Annotated in this window: 12 protein-coding genes; 1 reads left to right on the top strand and 11 read right to left on the bottom strand. The window is 48.4% G+C overall.

The genetic code is table 11. The features are described 5' to 3' along the window. Window positions 1-26: 26 nt before the first annotated feature. The 4 genes from rplW to rpsJ are packed head-to-tail and all read right to left on the bottom strand — an operon-like array spanning window position 27 to window position 1,943. Complete coding sequence (gene rplW / locus ACE3MQ_RS24315) at window positions 27-317, bottom strand: 50S ribosomal protein L23 (RefSeq protein WP_379397652.1); 291 nt, start codon at window positions 315-317, stop codon at window positions 27-29. Continuing rightward, window positions 317-940 (bottom strand): 50S ribosomal protein L4, encoded by a 624-nt coding sequence (gene rplD, locus ACE3MQ_RS24310; RefSeq protein WP_155613352.1) that lies wholly within the window; start codon window positions 938-940, stop codon window positions 317-319. The genes rplW and rplD overlap by 1 nt, the downstream gene beginning before the upstream one ends. 28 nt (window positions 941-968) lie before the next feature. Beyond that, entirely contained in the window at window positions 969-1,592 is a 624-nt protein-coding gene (gene rplC / locus ACE3MQ_RS24305) for a 50S ribosomal protein L3 (RefSeq protein WP_379397650.1), read from the bottom strand. Between the two features lie 42 nt (window positions 1,593-1,634). Further along, window positions 1,635-1,943 (bottom strand): 30S ribosomal protein S10, encoded by a 309-nt coding sequence (gene rpsJ, locus ACE3MQ_RS24300; protein WP_006037947.1) that lies wholly within the window; start codon window positions 1,941-1,943, stop codon window positions 1,635-1,637. Between the two features lie 445 nt (window positions 1,944-2,388). Here rpsJ and ACE3MQ_RS24295 point away from each other — a divergent pair, with 445 nt between their 5' ends. Continuing rightward, complete coding sequence (locus ACE3MQ_RS24295; protein ID WP_379397648.1) at window positions 2,389-6,657, top strand: glycosyl hydrolase; 4,269 nt, start codon at window positions 2,389-2,391, stop codon at window positions 6,655-6,657. Window positions 6,658-6,829: 172 nt separating this feature from the next. Here the strand turns inward: ACE3MQ_RS24295 and tuf are convergent, their stop codons facing one another. The 7 genes from tuf to rpoB all read right to left on the bottom strand — a co-directional run bounded on the left by tuf (window position 6,830) and on the right by rpoB (window position 19,483). After that, window positions 6,830-8,023, bottom strand: coding sequence for an elongation factor Tu (gene tuf / locus ACE3MQ_RS24290; RefSeq protein WP_379397646.1), 1,194 nt, complete (start codon window positions 8,021-8,023; stop codon window positions 6,830-6,832). 93 nt (window positions 8,024-8,116) lie between these two features. Continuing rightward, on the bottom strand, window positions 8,117-10,195 hold the full coding sequence (gene fusA / locus ACE3MQ_RS24285) for an elongation factor G (protein ID WP_379397644.1): 2,079 nt from the start codon (window positions 10,193-10,195) through the stop codon (window positions 8,117-8,119). Window positions 10,196-10,246: 51 nt separating this feature from the next. After that, the gene (rpsG, locus tag ACE3MQ_RS24280; protein ID WP_110931213.1) at window positions 10,247-10,717 is read right to left on the bottom strand and encodes a 30S ribosomal protein S7; all 471 of its coding nucleotides are present in this window, start codon (window positions 10,715-10,717) and stop codon (window positions 10,247-10,249) included. Window positions 10,718-10,772: 55 nt separating this feature from the next. Beyond that, a complete protein-coding gene (gene rpsL / locus ACE3MQ_RS24275) occupies window positions 10,773-11,192 on the bottom strand; it encodes a 30S ribosomal protein S12 (RefSeq protein ID WP_055105067.1) in 420 nt (139 codons plus the stop codon). A gap of 144 nt (window positions 11,193-11,336) precedes the next feature. Further along, window positions 11,337-11,588: a ribosomal L7Ae/L30e/S12e/Gadd45 family protein gene (locus ACE3MQ_RS24270; RefSeq protein WP_379397641.1), complete on the bottom strand. Its 252-nt coding sequence runs from the start codon at window positions 11,586-11,588 to the stop codon at window positions 11,337-11,339. Window positions 11,589-12,134: 546 nt separating this feature from the next. Further along, a complete protein-coding gene (gene rpoC / locus ACE3MQ_RS24265; protein WP_379397639.1) occupies window positions 12,135-15,752 on the bottom strand; it encodes a DNA-directed RNA polymerase subunit beta' in 3,618 nt (1,205 codons plus the stop codon). 185 nt (window positions 15,753-15,937) lie between these two features. Next, on the bottom strand, window positions 15,938-19,483 hold the full coding sequence (gene rpoB, locus ACE3MQ_RS24260; protein WP_379397637.1) for a DNA-directed RNA polymerase subunit beta: 3,546 nt from the start codon (window positions 19,481-19,483) through the stop codon (window positions 15,938-15,940). Between the last annotated feature and the right edge of the window lie 229 nt (window positions 19,484-19,712).

Here is a 19,712-nt window from a genome sequence, read left to right as displayed (position 1 = left end):
TTTTCCCTCCTTGCTCTAACGTTCTATTATACCGATTCAAAAAATTCAAGCGGTTTGCTGTCAGCTGTCAGCGTAACGAATGCTTTTTTCCATTCAGGAGTATACCCGAAGTGGCGTCCGTAACGTTTCGGCTTACCAGGAACACGCAACGTATTCACATTGCTCACTTTTACATTAAAGATCGCTTCTACAGCTTGTTTGATTTCGGTCTTGTTCGCACGAATGTCTACTTCGAAAACATATTTGTTCTCTCCCATGTAATCAGCCGTACGTTCCGTAATCACTGGACGTTTAATTATATCACGAGGATCCTTCATTACGCGAGCACCTCCTCTACCTTCTGAACTGCTTCTTTCGTAATGATCAGTTTGTCGTGCGTCAGCACGTCAAGAACATTAATGCCGTCAGCTGCAACGAATTTAACACCTGGGATGTTGCGTGCGGACAACGCCACATTATCATCATAGCTAGGAGCTACGATCAATGCTTTGCGATCTACTTTCAGGTTGTTCAGAATCGCTGCAAACTCTTTCGTCTTAGGAGCGTTCAGGCTGAGCGCATCCAGTACGATAATGTCTTGATCGATCACTTTCGAAGAAAGAGCCGATTTGATCGCCAAACGACGAACTTTCTTAGGCAATTTGTACGCATAGCTGCGTGGAGTCGGACCAAACACGATTCCACCGCCAACCCATTGCGGGGAGCGGATCGAACCTTGACGAGCACGACCTGTGCCTTTTTGTTTCCATGGTTTACGGCCGCCTCCGCGTACTTCGGAGCGTCCTTTTACTTTATGAGTACCCAAACGCAGGGAAGCGCGCTGCATAACAACTGCGTCATGAAGAACGTGAACGTTCGGCTCAATACCGAATACCGCGTCATTCAATTCGACTTCGCCCACTTGGCTACCACTGACATTATAAAGTGCTACTTTAGGCATTTCTTGTTCCTCCTTTCTTTAAAGGCGATTATTTTTTAACCGCTTGTTTGATTTTCACTACGCTATTTTTAGGACCTGGAATGGATCCTTTAATCAGCAATACGTTGCGCTCAGCATCCACGCGAACGACTTCAAGATTTTGAATCGTCACTGTTTCACTACCCATATGTCCTGGCAGTTTTTTGCCTTTAGGAACACGGTTGGCTTGGATGGAACCCATGGAACCCGGCCCACGATGGTAACGGGAACCGTGAGACATAGGCCCGCGACTTTGACCCCAGCGTTTGATATTACCTTGGAATCCTTTACCTTTAGAAATACCTGTTACGTCAACAAATTCGCCTTCAGCAAAAATATCAACTTTGACCTCTTGGCCAACTTCATATCCTGCCAAATCAACACCGCGAATTTCACGAACGTAGCGCTTAGGTGCTGTATTCGCCTTTTTAGCATGACCTACTTCAGGTTTGGTAGCTCTGCTTTCTTTCTTATCGGCATAACCGATTTGGATTGCTTCATAACCATCGTTGTCTGCATCTTTCTTCTGCAAAACGATGTTGGACTCAGCCTCGATTACCGTTACAGGAATAACAATTCCCTCCGGGGTAAACACTTGAGTCATTCCGAGTTTTTTCCCTAAGATACCTTTCATGTTGACACCTCTTTTCCTTTCCTAATCGACTTACGATTGATATTACAATTTGATTTCGATATCTACACCGGACGGCAGGTCCAAGCGCATCAAGGCATCCACAGTTTGTGGAGTCGGGTTCACAATGTCGATCAGACGTTTGTGCGTCCGCATTTCGAATTGCTCCCGGGAATCCTTGTACTTGTGTACCGCACGGAGAACAGTAATGATTTGTTTCTCGGTTGGAAGCGGAATCGGTCCGGATACACCAGCACCAGAACGTTTTGCCGTTTCAACGATTTTCTCTGCGGATTGATCAAGAATTCTGTGATCATAAGCTTTCAAACGAATACGAATTTTTTGCTTTGCCATTTTAGTCCCTCCTTCTATCGCCCAATTTATTATCGGACATACTCCGTGAAAATTTTCCAACACCCCTCCCATGGCAAAGGGGCCGGGTGTGTCAGTAACCTCTCACATCATCGCACAGTCACAGAACAACATTCACTATTATATAGAAAAGGTAGATGTAATGCAAGCAAAATATTATACATTTTTCTCGGAATTTTAATGGCACATATATATGGAAGAAACTCGTTTCTTCGGGGCCGTAAAACAACAATTGAGGAATATAAAAACAAATACAGTACATATAACAGCCTGGAGACTCCTGATATAATTTTTTGCTAAGCGCTTACATTATTGATGACCATTTCTTTTCAAATTTCCGAGGAGGTGATCGTACGCAGCTGCTTTCATAGATATATGAAGGCTTGATTCCTAATCTGATATCTGATTTAAATTTAGGAGGGTGAACATGAAAAAGAGTCCGTGTTATTTTTCCTTCTCTTTAGCACTCATTTTGATTTTCTCAATGATTCCACCTGTATTTGGGGCTGCTTCCAAGGATACCTCCGATCATTGGGCTTCCACCCAGATTGATCGCTGGAAATCCCATGGTATCGTGAACGGGTATAAGGATGGCTCTTTCAGACCGAATGAGAAAATAACACGCGCCGAGCTCGTCACTGTTGTAAATAAGCTTTTCGGTTACTCGGCAAGCGGGGATGACAACTTCTCCGATGTGCCCGCTAATGCTTGGTTCACAGCTCAAATGGCCAGCGCCAAAGCTGCAGGTTACTATAAAGGCTTCCCTACTAATTTAGGCCAACCTCAGGCAAGCATCAGCCGGCAGGATGCAGCAGCGCTTCTAGCAAGAGCTTTCATGCTGAATACGAGAGATGCTCCTCCTTCCGCTTCAAAGTTTGCCGACGACTCCTCAATCAGCTCCTATGCGAAAGATGCAATTCAGACCCTTGCTGCAGATCATATCATCTCTGGATATGCTGACGGAACATTTCGTCCGCAACAGGGGGTTACCCGGGCTGAACTCGTAACGTTAATCGATAAGTTGATTGCTGCCTACTATAACGCAGAGGGTGAATATACTGGCGGCCAAATTGCCTCACATGCCATAATCAGCAAACCAGGTGTTACGTTAGAGCGTTCAGTTCTATCTCGTAATCTTTATCTCACCCTAGGCACCCACAATGGTGATGTTCACCTTCATGAGGTTCAGGTAAAAGGAACGACTTTCATTTGGGGAAGGGGCGATAATACAATCACGGCAACCAGCTCTGAACTGGCGGACGTGCAAATAGAGCGGATAGATGGACATGTACGGCTGCTTGCAGCAGGAACGACAACGATTGCTAATCTCACCGTCAACAGTCCAGGAACTATAGAGCTGAGCAAGAACGTAACGATAGACCATCTTATCGTTAATCGTGCGTCGGCAATCATTATTCCGAAGGGCTCTAAAATTAAAAAGCTGACCATCCACTCGGACGGGGCTAATACTTCTATTACGGGAGAGGGCGATATCGAGCAGGTTGATGTTCAAGTAAATGGCGTTACGCTCAACGGCCAGCCGCTTGCGGTCGGTACAGCTAAAATCATTGGGGGCTCCGTAGCTTCCCCTACTCATAAACCAGGCGCAGCAACCAGCGTATCCGGCAGTTCAAGCGGGGGCAGCAATTCCGGGTCTTATCCTGGCACCCATCCCGGAGAAGGCGAGCATTTCCCTATCATTGATTTAGTTGATGCGAAGGCTACAGCCGAAACCCGTTCCCTGTTCGCTTACCTGCAGGATATCCGCGGGAAGCATATCCTCTTCGGCCATCAGCATCCAACGGATGAGGTGCTGTCCACGACCGCACCAGGCGAACCAAAATCCGAAACCTACAGCGCAGTTGGCGATTACCCTGCGATGTTCGGCTGGGATACGCTGAGCCTCGAAGGATACGAGAAGCCGGGCTCCCTCTCTAACACGCCGGTGCAAAATCGCGACAAGCTGGTGGTCTCTATGAAAGAAGCCTATGAAATAGGCGGCGTACTGGCTTTAAGCGCTCATATGCCTAACTTTGTAACCGACGGCGATTTCTATGATACGAGCGGTAATGTAGTGTCACATATTCTGCCTGGGGGTGACAAACACGCGGACTATAATGCCTTCCTGGATCAAATCGCTGATTTTGCACATCATCTCAAGGACGATAACGGCAATCTGATTCCCGTCATTTTCCGCCCGTTCCATGAGCAAAATGGCGGCTGGTTCTGGTGGGGAGCTCCCTATACGACTAAGGAGCAGTATATTGAAATCTATCGTTATACCGTAGAATATCTACGGGATGAAAAAGGCGTACGCAACTTCCTCTATGCTTTCTCTCCAGGGAGTCCGTTCAATAACACGGAGGCTGCCTTCTTAAAGACATATCCGGGCGATGATTACGTCGATATTCTCGGCTTCGACACCTATTACGATGGAACGAACCAGGGCTGGTTCGAAACGGTGATTGATGATGCCAAGCTCATCTCCAAGATCGCCGACGCCCGCGGCAAAGTGGCTGCTTTTACGGAATTTGGATATTCCAACGTCAAACCGACCGGAACAGCGGATTTACAGTTCTTCACCAAGTTAATTGCCGCACTGCAATCCGATCCGGATGCAAGACGTATGGCTTATATGCTGACTTGGGCTAATTTCAATTATGATTCTATTTTTGTTCCTTATCGCAACTCAGCTCAGTATGGCGATCATGAGCTTCTCCCTGATTTCGAGCGATATTACGAAGATCCGTATACGTATTTTAGTCGGGATTTAAGCGGGGTATACGACAAGAAGCTAAGCACGGCAAAAGAAAAACCATTCATGCACATTGTGTCCCCTACGAGTCAGGAGACAGTAAGAACTGAGGCGACGACGATTCGGGCCAAAGTCTTAAATGATCATGTAGAAAAGGTGGCGTATCTTGTTGGCGACTCTACTGTCGAGCATGAGATGACCTTAAACGATAAAGGCTTCTATGCAGCCGAGTGGCAGCCCGCCGCGGAGCTGAACGGCAAAGGTACGACATTAACAGTCAAAACCTATGGCAAGGATCATTCCATCATGTCCGAGACCATTACCGTTTACATCGGTATCCAAGAGAAGGTGTTGAAGCAGTTCACGTTCGACCACGATATTATCGGCGTGGAAAGCAATGGGAACTGGCCCGAAACGATCGATACCCAGTATGAGCATAGTCTGCTTGATAGCGACGGTAAATTGAGAATCAATGTAAACGGCCTAGTGCATACCGATAGCTGGCAGGAGCTTAAAATAGGCTTTCCAGTCATTGCCGAGCAAGTGGCCCTTCAGCATGTGAATCGCGTTTCCTTCGACGTCTGGATTCCGGCATCCGCCGGAGCTCAGAACCCTGCTCAAGCAAGTCTCCGTGCTGCGGTAGAGCTTCCGCCAAGCAGCACTAAATTTGAAACGGACACCGTAACGAACTGGAATGCGCTGGGCAGAACGACGATCAATGGTACAGAGTATATCACTTATAACGCTAAGATCGACTTGACCGATCCCGCTGAAATCGCCAAGGCGGAAGGTTTACAGCTTGCTCTCATTGGCAGTGGACTGGATTATAACGGCCCAATCTATGTGGACAATATCCGCTTGCTCAATGCCTATAAGGGAGAGAGCAACGATCCTGCTCTAGTCGACGATTTTGAGAGCTATAAAGGAAGCAATGACTTACTGCGGGCGGGCTATAGCCCGAATGGAGATTCCAATTCGTTTTCGCTGGATGCTGATCATAAGAATAGCGGTGAATTCGGATTAAAACTCGATTACACCCTTGCAGGCCAGGGCTACACGGGTATTACGAAAAATCTGGGCAGCCGGGATTGGTCGCAGACGGGCAAACTGAAATTCTGGTTAGAACCGGATGGCAGCGGCAAGAAATTGGTTGTTCAGGTTAAGGCAAACGACATCTCTTTTGAGTACTATCCTTCGTTAGCGGATACGACGCCGGGGTGGGTAGAGATTCCGTTTAAGGATTTCACGATTGCTCCTTGGGATTCAGGTAATCAGGGCAAAAAGCTGGATACGGTCAACGCGAAAAAAGTGCAGGCCTTCTCGATCTATGTAAATGCGCTGGATAACGATTCTTATACGAAAGACAATCCATTCAACAGCTCGCTCTATATCGATAGCATTCATGTTATTCCAGGAGATGCTGGAGATATACCGATTGGAGATGGATCGGGCGAGGATCCGGGGAATGGCGAAGGAATCCCGTCAGGCACATTGTATGGATTTGAAAAGGATACCGAGGGATGGATTATCGAAGCTAGCCAGAACTATGCAAATGCCACCACACCCACGGTGACCGCCGATGTCTATGCTGAAGGAGTCAAATCACTGCAAACGAGCTTCAAGCTCGAAGGCGCCTCTTTTGAATTGGCCAAGTACGAAGATCTCGACTTGAGCAGGCTGCAGTCCTTGAATGCAAAAGTTAAGCTTTCCGCCGGCTCTGCCCATGTATATTTGTATGTGAAGACCAGCAATAGCTGGACTTGGCATGACAGCGGCGTTACCCTCGTGGACTCCTCTTCAGCTGACTTCACAACGTTAAGCATCGATCTGTCCCAAGTAGCCCATCCTGACCAAGTTAAATCGGTGGGTTTAAAAATTGAACCAATACTAGGCACAACGGGAACAGCCATATTATATGTGGATGACATTTCTCTTTCTTAAACAACAGAAACAGGCCGTATCAAGCTTGCTTGATTGGCCTGTTTTCAGCTTAATTGAGATGCTACTGGTTACCGACAGTGATAGGTGCTGCCGATCAGCCCAATGACAAAAAACTGCCCTGAAGATCCTAAGACCTTCAGGGCAGCTCTTGATATAAGGTTAAGAAACCTTATTATTTTTGGATGGAAACAACCGCACCGGATCCAACTGTACGTCCGCCTTCACGAATGGAGAAGCGAGTTCCTTCTTCAATCGCGATTGGAGCGATCAGGGATACAGTAACTTCGATGTTGTCGCCAGGCATAACCATTTCAGTACCTTCTGGCAGGTTGATGATACCTGTTACGTCAGTTGTACGGAAATAGAATTGTGGACGGTAACCTGTGAAGAAAGGTTTGTGACGTCCGCCCTCTTCTTTAGTCAATACGTATACTTGAGCAGTGAACTCAGTATGCGGATTAACGGAAGCTGGCTTTGCAAGAACTTGACCGCGCTCGATTTGGGAACGGTCTACACCACGGAGCAATGCACCGATGTTGTCGCCCGCTTCAGCGGAATCAAGCAATTTACGGAACATTTCAACGCCCGTAACAACGGATTTTTTAGTTTCTTCGGAAATACCAACGATTTCAACCTCGTCGCCGACTTTAACAGTACCACGCTCAACGCGGCCTGTAGCAACCGTACCACGACCAGTGATGGAGAATACGTCCTCAACTGGCATCAAGAATGGCTTGTCAACCGGACGCTCTGGAAGTGGAATGTACTCGTCGATGATTTCGAACATTTCGATGATTTTCTTAGCATAGTCGCCATCTGGGTTTTGCAAAGCTTCACGAGCGGAACCACGGATAACTGGAGTGTCATCGCCAGGGAACTCGTATTCGTTAAGCAGGTCGCGAACTTCCATTTCAACCAGTTCAAGAAGCTCTTCGTCCTCAACCATGTCGCATTTGTTCAAGAATACAACGATGTAAGGAACGCCTACGTTACGGGACAACAGGATGTGCTCGCGAGTTTGCGGCATTGGGCCGTCAGCTGCGGATACAACCAGGATAGCGCCGTCCATTTGAGCCGCGCCAGTGATCATGTTTTTAACATAGTCGGCGTGACCTGGGCAGTCAACGTGAGCGTAGTGGCGGTTAGCCGACTCATACTCAACGTGGGAAGTAGAGATAGTGATACCGCGCTCGCGCTCTTCTGGAGCTTTGTCGATTTGGTCGTATGCGATCGCGCTACCTCCACCGTAAGTTTTAGTCAAAACGGTAGTGATTGCTGCAGTCAGCGTAGTTTTACCATGGTCAACGTGACCGATTGTACCGATATTAACGTGCGGTTTTGTACGTTCAAATTTAGCCTTTGCCATTTTAAACAGTTCCTCCTTAAATATGGATTGTTATGTTGGACTGATCGGAGGGGCTTCCATGAAGGAAATCCCTCCGATCAGCAGATACAAAAATTATTCTTCGCCTTTGTGTTTCGATACGATTTCTTCGGAAATGTTCTTAGGAACTTCTTCGTAGTGGGAAAGCTCCATGGAGAACACACCGCGTCCTTGCGTACCGGAACGAAGCGTTGTTGAATATCCGAACATTTCGGAAAGAGGTACTTTGGCACGAATGATTTGCGCGCTACCGCGCGAATCCATACCTTCGATACGTCCGCGACGGGAGTTCAGCATCCCCATAACGTCACCCATGTACTCTTCCGGAACGGTAACTTCAACTTTCATGATTGGCTCAAGGAGAACAGCTTGACATTTGTCCTTAGCTGCTTTCAAAGCCATAGAGCCGGCGATTTTAAACGCCATCTCACTGGAGTCAACATCATGGTATGAACCGTCTACGATTGTGGCTTTAACGTCTACAAGCGGGAAGCCTGCAAGAACACCATTTTTCATAGCTTCTTCAATACCTTGTTGTGCCGGAGCGATATACTCTCTCGGTACAGCACCACCGACGATTTTGCTGTCGAATTGGTTGCCTGAACCTGCTTCCAGCGGTTCGAATTCAACCCAAACGTGACCGTATTGTCCACGACCACCGGATTGACGTACGAACTTACCTTCAACGCGCGCAGGAACCTTGAATGTCTCACGGTATGCAACCTGTGGTTTACCCACGTTGGTTTCAACCTTGAATTCACGACGCATACGCTCGATGATGATATCCAGGTGAAGCTCACCCATACCAGCAAGAATCGTTTGACCCGTTTCTTCGTCTGTATGAGCGCGAAGCGTTGGGTCTTCCTCAGTCAATTTCCCAAGAGCTACACCAAGTTTATCTTGGTCAGCTTTAGTCTTAGGTTCGACTGCGATTTCGATAACCGGATCAGGGAAGTTCATGGACTCCAGAATAACTGGATTCTTCTCATCACACAGTGTATCACCTGTACCCGTATCTTTCAAACCAACAGCAGACGCGATGTCACCGGAGTAAACTTCAGTGATCTCTTGGCGGCTGTTCGCATGCATTTGCAGAATACGGCCGATCCGCTCACGTTTGCCTTTCGTTGCATTCAGCACGTAAGAACCGGATTGAAGAACACCGGAATATACGCGGAAGAACGTCAGCTTACCAACGTAAGGGTCAGTCATAATTTTGAACGCCAATGCCGCAAACGGCTCTTCATCAGAAGAATGACGCTCAACCTCAGTACCGTCTTCAAGATGTCCTACAATGCTCGGTACATCGATCGGAGCTGGCAAGTAATCGATAACAGCATCCAGCATCAGCTGAACACCTTTGTTACGATAAGAAGATCCGCAAATGACCGGGAAGATTTTAACTTCAACAACACCTTTACGAAGTGCTGCTTTAATTTCATCGACACTGATTTCCTCACCTTCGAGGTATTTCATTGTCAACTCTTCATCCAGTTCTGCAACCTTCTCAACCAGCTCAGCGCGAAGCTCCTCTACTTGAGCTTTGTAGTCCTCAGGAATTTCGGTCTCTTCGATGTTTTGGCCCATGTTGTCTTTATAGATGTACGCTTTTTCAGCAACAATGTCGATGATACCGACGAAGTTGTCTTCTGCACCGATCGGCAGTTGGATTGCAACTGCGTTCGCTTGCAGACGCTCGCGCATATCTTTTACAACGTTGAGGTAATCAGCACCGATGATGTCCATTTTGTTGACGTAAGCGATCCGTGGAACGCCGTAGCGATCTGCCTGTCTCCAAACGGTTTCAGACTGAGGCTCAACACCTTCCTTCGCACTGAAAACGCCTACTGCCCCGTCCAATACACGAAGAGAACGTTCGACTTCAACGGTGAAGTCGACGTGTCCCGGGGTATCAATGATATTAACGCGGTGACCTTTCCAAGAAGCGGTTGTAGCGGCAGAAGTAATGGTAATTCCGCGCTCCTGCTCTTGCTCCATCCAGTCCATCGTAGCGGAACCCTCATGGGTTTCACCGATTTTATGCGTACGGCCTGTGTAGAACAAAATCCGTTCCGTTGTCGTTGTCTTACCGGCGTCAATATGCGCCATGATCCCGATATTACGTGTATTCTTCAAGGAGAACTCTCTTGTCATGAAATTTTCTCCCTTCGAATTATAAATTTATAAGATTGATTGAACCGAATCCTACCAGCGGTAGTGTGCGAACGCTTTGTTCGCTTCAGCCATTTTGTGTGTGTCTTCGCGTTTCTTAACGGAAGCACCCGTGTTGTTGGATGCGTCGATAATCTCGGCAGCCAAACGCTCTTCCATCGTTTTCTCTCCGCGGTTGCGGGAGTAGTTTACGAGCCAACGTAGTCCCAGAGCTGTACGTCTCTCTGGTTTTACTTCGATAGGCACTTGGTAGTTGGATCCGCCCACACGACGAGCTTTAACTTCCAATACCGGCATGATGTTCTTGATCGCTGCTTCAAATACTTCCATCGGGTCATTCCCCGTACGCTCTTGAATGATGTTAAATGCGTTATATAGGATGCTTTGAGCAACGCCGCGTTTACCGTCGAGCATAATGCGGTTGATCAAGCGAGTAACAAGCTTGCTGTTATACACCGGATCCGGCAATACGTCTCTTTTGGCAACTGGACCTTTGCGTGGCATAGTTATCCCCCTTTCAGTGTTAGTTCAAACATGTAAAGCTTTAATAGCTAGCTAATTACTTTTTAGCTTTTGGACGTTTCGCGCCGTATTTGGAACGAGCTTGCATACGGTTGTTCACTCCAGCCGTATCCAGCGCTCCGCGAACGATATGATAACGTACCCCCGGAAGGTCTTTGACCCGGCCACCGCGAATCAGCACGACACTGTGCTCTTGCAGGTTATGTCCGATCCCTGGGATATAAGCAGTCACCTCAACACGGTTCGTTAAGCGAACACGCGCGTATTTACGAAGTGCGGAGTTCGGTTTCTTAGGAGTCATAGTTCCTACCCGAGTGCACACCCCACGTTTTTGAGGAGAATTCAATTCAGTAGCTTCGCGTTTGAGTGCGTTAAACCCTCTGTGCAATGCTGGTGATTTGGATTTGTAAACTTTGTCTTGACGACCTTTACGTACCAATTGGTTAATTGTTGGCATGTTGTTGCCACCCCCTTCCTCAGTAATGGATGTTTCTTTATAAACCTTTGTTTTAAGCCCACAGACCCAGGCGGTTCATAAAAGAACAAAGGAAAAGTTTTTGCCGAGAGGATTGCCCTAAATCAGCAAAAACGATTACTTAAGCTATCTCTTTACAATCGCAGCCATCGCTGCTCCCACTTCAATCCCGCAAGCTTTGCCGAGATCGTCCATGGTATCCACATAAGTCAATTTGACTCCATGTTGATTACATAGAGCGATAATCTTCGATGTAAGGCGCGGATCTGCATCTTCAGCCACATAAACTTCTTCGGCACGACCGAGCTCAACCATTCGCATCGTTTGCTTCGTACCGATTTTGACATGAGCGTCCTGTAGCCCTCTATCGTTAGACATCTTGTAGTCCTCCAATTTACAGGGATTCACCGTACTCACGCACTTTGATATATTATCATTTTGCTATAGGCGATGTCAAGCAATTTGTTGAATTATACATAACAGCTCCCAAAACATATATTTAACTAGGCTTATTTCCCATACCGCAAGCGAATTCTTGCTTAGCTAACACCGAATACTTCTTAATAAAATCCGTTTTCGCATCGGTATATCCGTCCCGCTCATGCTTGTATTTCTCTTAAATGACAGCCTATAGAGAAGTGAGTTTGGAAGACATTTTGCTCTCTATAATATAACTTATTCGGAAATCCCCTCTATCTATTGCTTATTCGACTGGATAAACGCATCAGGAGCCTGTTCGATCTCTCCTCATGGCCGACCCATCATATGCCCTCCATCTTCAAAGACAATCCAGGTGCAGCAGGATCTCTTCAAAATCGGACGGAGGTGAAATCGAGGAGCTTTAGAAATCCTTGGGTAAAAAACACCGGCGCAGATCCCTTCAGGTAAAATACCATCTAGGCTGCGCCAGTGCTCTAACAAGATTTATTCAACCGATACCGGCTGCTCGAGGCTTTCCTCGGTAGCTTCAGCATTCTCCGGTTCTTCAAACTGTACGCTCCGATAACGGTTCATACCTGTTCCAGCTGGGATCAGCTTACCGATAATCACGTTCTCTTTCAGGCCAAGCAGTTTATCTACTTTGCCCTTAATAGCGGCATCGGTAAGTACCCGCGTCGTCTCCTGGAAGGAAGCGGCCGACAGGAAGGAATCCGTTTCGAGCGATGCTTTTGTAATCCCTAGGAGGACAGGTTTAGCAACTGCCGGTTCTTGCCCGGACAGGATCGCTTCCTTGTTCGCCATCTCATACTCATAGAGATCGACGAAGGCTCCTGGCAGAAGAGGGGTATCCCCTGCATCTACGATACGGATCTTACGAAGCATTTGCTTGATCATAACCTCGATGTGCTTGTCATTGATCTCAACGCCCTGGTTACGATAAACGCGTTGAACTTCTTGAAGAATATAATTCTGTACGCCACGGATCCCTTTGATGCGCAGGATCTCTTTCGGGTCAATCGAACCGTCTGTCAGCTCGTCGCCCGCTTCGATTTCCTGGCCTTCGCTGACGCGCAGGCGGGAACCGTAGGTCACGGAATATACTTTCGTTTCGGCTTCGCCTTGTACCTCGATTTCGCGACGGTCTTTGGCTTCGCGGATTTCCTTGATTACGCCGTCGATTTCACTGATCGTTGCCTGACCTTTCGGGTTACGGGCCTCGAACAGCTCCTGAATACGCGGCAAACCTTGAGTAATATCGTCTCCGGCAACGCCCCCGGTATGGAACGTACGCATCGTGAGCTGTGTTCCCGGCTCACCGATAGATTGCGCGGCGATGATACCAACTGCCTCACCGATTTCCACATGCTTGCCTGTTGCCAGGTTGCGGCCATAACATTTCTTACAAACGCCATGGCGTGCACGACAGCTCAGTACAGAGCGGATTTGCAGCTTAGTAACGCCAGCATCCACCACTTCATGCGCTTTATCGGAATCGATCAGCTCATTGCGGTGAACGATAATCTCACCTGTCTTAGGATGCTTGATCGTCTCAAAGGAATAACGTCCTTCAATACGGTCGTACAGATCCTCAATAACCTCTTTACCATCTTGGATAACGCCGACGGTAAAGCCTTTATCCGTACCGCAATCCTCCTCGCGAACGATAACGTCCTGTGCAACGTCGACGAGACGACGGGTCAAATAACCGGAGTCAGCGGTTCGCAGCGCGGTATCCGCCAGACCTTTACGGGCACCGTGTGTCGACAGGAAGTACTCGAGAACCGTCAGACCTTCACGGAAGTTCGACTTGATCGGAAGCTCGATGATCCGGCCGGATGGGTTAGCCATCAGACCCCGCATTCCGCCAAGCTGTGTAATCTGGGATTTGTTACCCCGTGCTTTAGAGTCGACCATGAGCATAATGGAGTTGAAGCGATCCATCGATTTCATGAGCACATCGGTAATTTGATCCTTCGATTTAGACCAGATATCGATAACACGGTCGTAACGCTCTTCGTTCGTAATCAGACCGCGGCGGTACTGATTCGTAACAACGCGAACCTTCTCATCCGATTCACGCAGGATTTCTTGCTTGGCGTCCGGAACGACAACGTCCGAGACAGCAATACTTACGCCCGCACGAGTAGAATAGGTGAAGCCGGTTTGCTTGATATTATCGAGAATAACCGACGTTTCCGTCGTATGGTAAATTTCAAAGCAGCGGCCGATGATTTCTCCAAGGTACTCTTTACCGATTCCCCCGGTTTGCGGTATGGCCATAATGCGTTCAGCCACGTTGGCGCCTTTGTCATAAATAAAGTAATGATCCGGCGTTCCTTGGAACAGATTGCTGCGCGAAGGCTCATTAATGTACGGGAAGCTGGCTGGGAAAATTTCGTTGAAAATAATCCGGCCAATGGTCGTCACGAGCAGCGCATTTTGCTGAGCTTCGGTAAATCCTGTTTTGCCAAGCGCTTTAGCCGGAATAGCTACACGCGCATGCAGGGAAACCGTGCCCCGCTGGTATGCGGAGATTGCTTCATGAGTCGAACCGAGAATCATTCCCGTTCCCTTCGCTTCTTTATTGTCCATCGTCAAATAGAAGGAGCCGAGAACCATATCCTGTGAAGGGGTAACAACCGGCTTACCGTCTTTCGGGTTCAGAATGTTGCCAGAGGCAAGCATCAGAATCCGCGCTTCAGCTTGAGCTTCTGCGCTGAGCGGTACGTGCACAGCCATTTGGTCACCGTCAAAGTCCGCATTATAAGCGGTACATACGAGCGGATGCAGACGGATTGCGCGACCTTCGACAAGAATCGGCTCAAACGCCTGAATCCCCAAACGGTGAAGCGTAGGCGCACGGTTAAGCAGAACCGGATGCTCTCTAATGACCTCTTCAAGTACGTCCCATACCTCAGGGCTGACGCGTTCAACTTTGCGTTTCGCGCTCTTGATGTTGTGAGCCAGGCCTTTATTGACCAGTTCCTTCATCACGAACGGTTTAAACAGCTCTAGCGCCATTTCCTTCGGCAGACCGCATTGATACATCTTCAAGTAAGGACCTACGACGATAACGGAACGACCGGAATAGTCAACCCGTTTGCCGAGCAGGTTCTGACGGAAGCGTCCTTGCTTCCCTTTCAGCATATGGCTGAGGGATTTCAGAGGACGGTTACCAGGACCTGTTACCGGACGTCCGCGACGACCGTTGTCAATCAAGGCGTCAACCGCTTCCTGCAGCATACGTTTCTCGTTTTGCACAATAATATCCGGTGCACCGAGATCAAGCAGACGTTTCAAACGGTTGTTGCGGTTAATTACACGACGATATAAGTCGTTCAGGTCAGATGTCGCAAAACGACCGCCATCCAGCTGTACCATCGGACGAAGCTCTGGCGGAATAACCGGAAGCACGTCGAGAATCATCCACTCCGGCTCATTGCCAGAGTTGCGGAAAGCTTCGATCACTTCCAGACGTTTGATCGCACGATTACGGCGTTGGCCTTGAGCCGTGCGCAGCTCTTCTTTCAAAAACTCAAGCTCTTTGTCGATGTCGAGATCCTGGAGCAGTTTCTTAACCGCTTCAGCACCCATGCCGGCTTGGAAGCCGTAGCCATATTTCTCGCGATAGCTGCGGTATTCCTTCTCGGACAGGAGCTGCTTTTTCTCCAGCGGAGTTTCACCTGGATCGGTAACGACATAAGATGCAAAGTAAATAATCTCTTCCAATGAACGAGGCGACATATCGAGCGCCAGACCCATACGGCTTGGAATCCCTTTGAAATACCAGATGTGGGATACCGGGGCAGCCAGCTCAATGTGACCCATACGCTCACGACGAACTTTGGCTCTTGTCACTTCGACGCCGCAGCGATCGCAGACAACGCCTTTATAACGGACACGCTTATACTTACCGCAATGACATTCCCAGTCTTTGGTCGGGCCGAAAATTTTCTCACAGAACAGCCCTTCCTTTTCCGGTTTCAACGTACGGTAGTTGATCGTTTCCGGTTTCTTCACTTCTCCGCGGGACCAAGAACGAATTTTATCTGGGGAAGCAAGCCCAATTTTCATAAACTCGAAGTTGTTGACGTCCAACAAGGAGCATCCCTCCTTAACCAAGTCCTGATTTTAGCATTCTACACAGATCAAAATACACTGAATACGTCCGTCTATTCGATCTATCTGTCTAGGGAAATATCGGCCTCCCAAAGGTAGGCCGATAATCCAGGCAGGCAGCTTCCGCTGCGGTTATCATTATCACACGGCGTCATTTTCGCCAGGTGTTATTCTACGCCGACTTCCGCGCCTTCCAGGTTCAGGCTCAGTTTATCTCCAGCCGCGTCATCTTCATCGTCGATTTCTTTCATCTCGATCTCTTCTTCGTTTTCGGTCAGGATTTTAACATCCATACCCAAGCTTTGAAGTTCTTTGATCAAGACCTTGAACGATTCAGGCACGCCAGGTTCCGGCACGTTCTCGCCTTTGACGATCGATTCATAGGTTTTCACCCGACCGACAACGTCATCGGACTTAACGGTAAGGATTTCTTGAAGCGTGTAAGCTGCGCCATAGGCCTCAAGCGCCCACACTTCCATCTCCCCGAACCGCTGTCCGCCGAACTGGGCTTTACCGCCGAGAGGCTGCTGTGTAACCAGGGAGTAAGGACCCGTGGAGCGAGCATGAATTTTATCGTCAACCATGTGCGCCAGCTTGATCATATGCATGACACCAACGGTTACTTCACGTTCAAATCTTTCACCAGTCCGGCCATCATAGAGAACCGTTTTACCGTTGCGCTGCATACCGGCTTCTTCCATCGTATCGAACACGTCATATTCATTCGCGCCGTCAAATACCGGCGTGGCGACGTGAATTCCAAGATGAAGTGCTGCCATACCAAGGTGGATCTCCAGCACCTGACCGATGTTCATCCGTGAAGGAACCCCAAGCGGATTCAGTACGACTTGAACCGGTGTGCCATCCGGCATGAACGGCATATCTTCCTCTGGCAGAATACGGGCTACGACACCTTTGTTACCGTGACGTCCGGCCATTTTATCGCCTTCGGAGATTTTACGTTTCTGTGCAATGTAAACGCGGACGAGCTGATTCACGCCCGGTGGCAATTCATCGCCATTCTCGCGGGTAAACACCTTCACGTCAACAACGATCCCGTCCGTTCCGTGAGGAACACGCAAGGAGGTGTCGCGGACTTCACGCGCCTTCTCACCGAAGATCGCATGCAGCAAGCGTTCTTCCGCCGTCAGCTCCGTAACACCCTTCGGCGTTACTTTACCGACAAGAATGTCGCCAGCGCTAATCTCTGCACCTACGCGGATAATTCCGCGCTCATCCAGATTGCGAAGCGCTTCTTCCCCTACGTTCGGTATGTCGCGTGTAATTTCTTCTGGCCCAAGCTTCGTATCACGCGCTTCGGACTCATATTCTTCAATGTGGATGGAAGTGTACACATCTTCCTTCACCAGTTTCTCGCTAAGCAAGATCGCATCCTCGTAGTTATAGCCTTCCCAAGTCATGAAGGCAACGACGACGTTGCGGCCGAGCGCCAATTCGCCCATTTCTGTGGACGGCCCGTCAGCCAGGATATCGCCCTTCTTGATGACATCCCCGCGCTTAACGATTGGACGCTGGTTAATACAAGTTCCTTGGTTCGAACGCATAAATTTGTGTAATTTATATTTAACAAGGTCGCCGCGGACTTCCTTCCCGTCCACTTCCTCGACGCGGCGCAGCCAAATTTCATTCGCTGCGGAACGCTCGATAATTCCGTCGTATTTGGACACAATACATACACCGGAATCTTTGGCAGCCTTGTGCTCCATGCCCGTTCCTACTAGAGGAGCTTTAGGAATCAAAAGCGGGACAGCTTGCCGCTGCATGTTCGAGCCCATAAGCGCACGGTTGGAGTCATCGTTCTCCAGGAACGGAATCAATGCGGTAGCTACGGATACAACCTGTTTCGGCGATACGTCCATGTAGTCTACACGGTCGCTCGGCATCGTCAGAATGTTATCCGACTGCTTGTTATAACGGACAATGACGTTCTCGTCCTGGAACGTATTGTCTTCATTAAGAATCGCGTTCGCTTGCGCAATGATGTAGTTATCTTCCTCATCTGCTGTCAAATAAGCGATTTGATCGGTAACTTTCCCGGTCTTCGGATCAACCCAACGATACGGAGCCTCGATGAATCCGTACTCGTTAATACGGGCAAACGTAGATAGGGAGTTGATGAGACCGATATTCGGTCCTTCCGGCGTCTCGATCGGACACATCCGGCCGTAGTGACTGTGGTGAACGTCACGCACTTCAAAGCCCGCGCGCTCACGCGTCAAACCACCCGGTCCAAGAGCAGACAGACGGCGTTTGTGCGTCAGCTCTGCGAGCGGATTCGTCTGGTCCATAAACTGGGACAGCTGGGAGCTTCCGAAAAACTCTTTAATCGATGCGATTACCGGGCGGATATTAATAAGCGCCTGCGGTGTGATGACATTCGCATCCTGAATCGACATTCTCTCGCGAACGACGCGTTCCATCCGGGACAAGCCGATACGGAATTGGTTCTGCAGAAGCTCGCCGACAGAACGCAGACGGCGGTTGCCAAGATGGTCGATATCATCCGTGCTGCCGATGCCGTGCAGCAGGTTCAGGAAATAGCTGATCGACGAAATAATGTCGGCCGGCGTAATGTGCTTGACCGATTTGTCGATATTGCGGTTCGCGATAACCTTTACGACTTTGCCATCCTCAATCGGAGAGAAAATATCAATCGTTTGAAGCGGCACATCGTTCGCATCGAGAACGCCGTTAGCTACATGATAGTTTTTGAAGCCTACGCTTTCTTCCAGATAAGGAAGGATCTCGTCCAACAGACGACGGTCAACCATTTGACCTGCTTCAGCAATAATTTCGCCTGTATTCGTATCAATCAAGCTCTCAGCAAGACGCTGATTGAAAAGGCGGTTTTTGATGTGAAGCTTTTTATTAATTTTGTAACGGCCGACATTGGCCAGGTCATAGCGTTTCGGATCAAAGAAACGAGCCACCAGCAAGCTCTTCGCATTATCAAGCGTCGGCGGTTCACCCGGACGGAGACGTTCATAAATCTCAATCAACGCTTTTTCCGTAGAGTCCGTGTTGTCTTTGTCCAGCGTGTTGCGGATATATTCGTCATTACCCAGCAAATCCAAAATCTCAGCATCTGTACCGAAGCCAAGCGCGCGAAGCAATACGGTTACTGGAATTTTACGAGTACGGTCGATCCGGACATAGATAATGTCCTTCGCATCCATCTCAAGCTCCAGCCATGCACCGCGGTTTGGAATTACTGTAGCGGTATACGTTTTCTTCCCGTTCTTATCGATTTTCGTACTGAAATAGACGCTAGGAGAGCGAACCAACTGGCTGACAATAACCCGTTCCGCACCGTTAATGATAAAGGTGCCGGTTTCCGTCATCAGCGGGAAATCTCCCATAAATACTTCCTGCTCTTTGACTTCGCCGGTTTCTTTGTTAATTAGCCGGACTTTAACCCGAAGCGGAGCCGCATACGTCACATCACGTTCCTTCGCATCGTCAACCGTATACTTCGGTTCACCAAGGCTATAATCGATAAATTCCAACACTAGATTTCCAGTAAAATCCTGAATTGGCGAAATGTCCTGGAACATCTCCCGAAGACCTTCCTCCAAGAACCAATCGTAGGATTTCTGTTGGATTTCGATCAGGTTCGGAACTTCGAGTACCTCGTTAATTCGTGCATAACTTCGCCGAGTGCGTCGACCATATTGAACAAGATGTCCTGCCAACTTTTACTCACCCCTCATGTCTACTCACTTTAAAAAAATACATTGCGAACCCGTGTTTGCACCTATATAATAGGTTCAAGACGGATTACAGCGTGCTGCACAAATAAAGAAAAGCCCTTATCGAATGCTTTCGAAAAAAGAGCACCATTATCCGTGTCGTTTCTGCCTTAAACATCCCCCGTATTCAGTAGATTTGCCTAAAATGTACACATTATACGTTAAAGAACGT

It is taken from the genome of Paenibacillus lentus (assembly GCF_042714055.1).
Taxonomy (GTDB): domain Bacteria; phylum Bacillota; class Bacilli; order Paenibacillales; family Paenibacillaceae; genus Fontibacillus; species Fontibacillus lentus_A.
This window is presented reverse-complemented; position numbering and strand designations above follow the sequence as displayed.

Bases quoted from the DNA above. Each gene is read 5' to 3' on its own strand.
- rplW (WP_379397652.1), bottom strand. From the start codon at position 317: ATGAAGGATCCTCGTGATATAATTAAACGTCCAGTGATTACGGAACGT.
- rplD (WP_155613352.1), bottom strand. From the start codon at position 940: ATGCCTAAAGTAGCACTTTATAATGTCAGTGGTAGCCAAGTGGGCGAA.
- rplC (WP_379397650.1), bottom strand. From the start codon at position 1,592: ATGAAAGGTATCTTAGGGAAAAAACTCGGAATGACTCAAGTGTTTACC.
- rpsJ (WP_006037947.1), bottom strand. From the start codon at position 1,943: ATGGCAAAGCAAAAAATTCGTATTCGTTTGAAAGCTTATGATCACAGA.
- ACE3MQ_RS24295 (WP_379397648.1), top strand. From the start codon at position 2,389: ATGAAAAAGAGTCCGTGTTATTTTTCCTTCTCTTTAGCACTCATTTTG.
- tuf (WP_379397646.1), bottom strand. From the start codon at position 8,023: ATGGCAAAGGCTAAATTTGAACGTACAAAACCGCACGTTAATATCGGT.
- fusA (WP_379397644.1), bottom strand. From the start codon at position 10,195: ATGACAAGAGAGTTCTCCTTGAAGAATACACGTAATATCGGGATCATG.
- rpsG (WP_110931213.1), bottom strand. From the start codon at position 10,717: ATGCCACGCAAAGGTCCAGTTGCCAAAAGAGACGTATTGCCGGATCCG.
- rpsL (WP_055105067.1), bottom strand. From the start codon at position 11,192: ATGCCAACAATTAACCAATTGGTACGTAAAGGTCGTCAAGACAAAGTT.
- ACE3MQ_RS24270 (WP_379397641.1), bottom strand. From the start codon at position 11,588: ATGTCTAACGATAGAGGGCTACAGGACGCTCATGTCAAAATCGGTACG.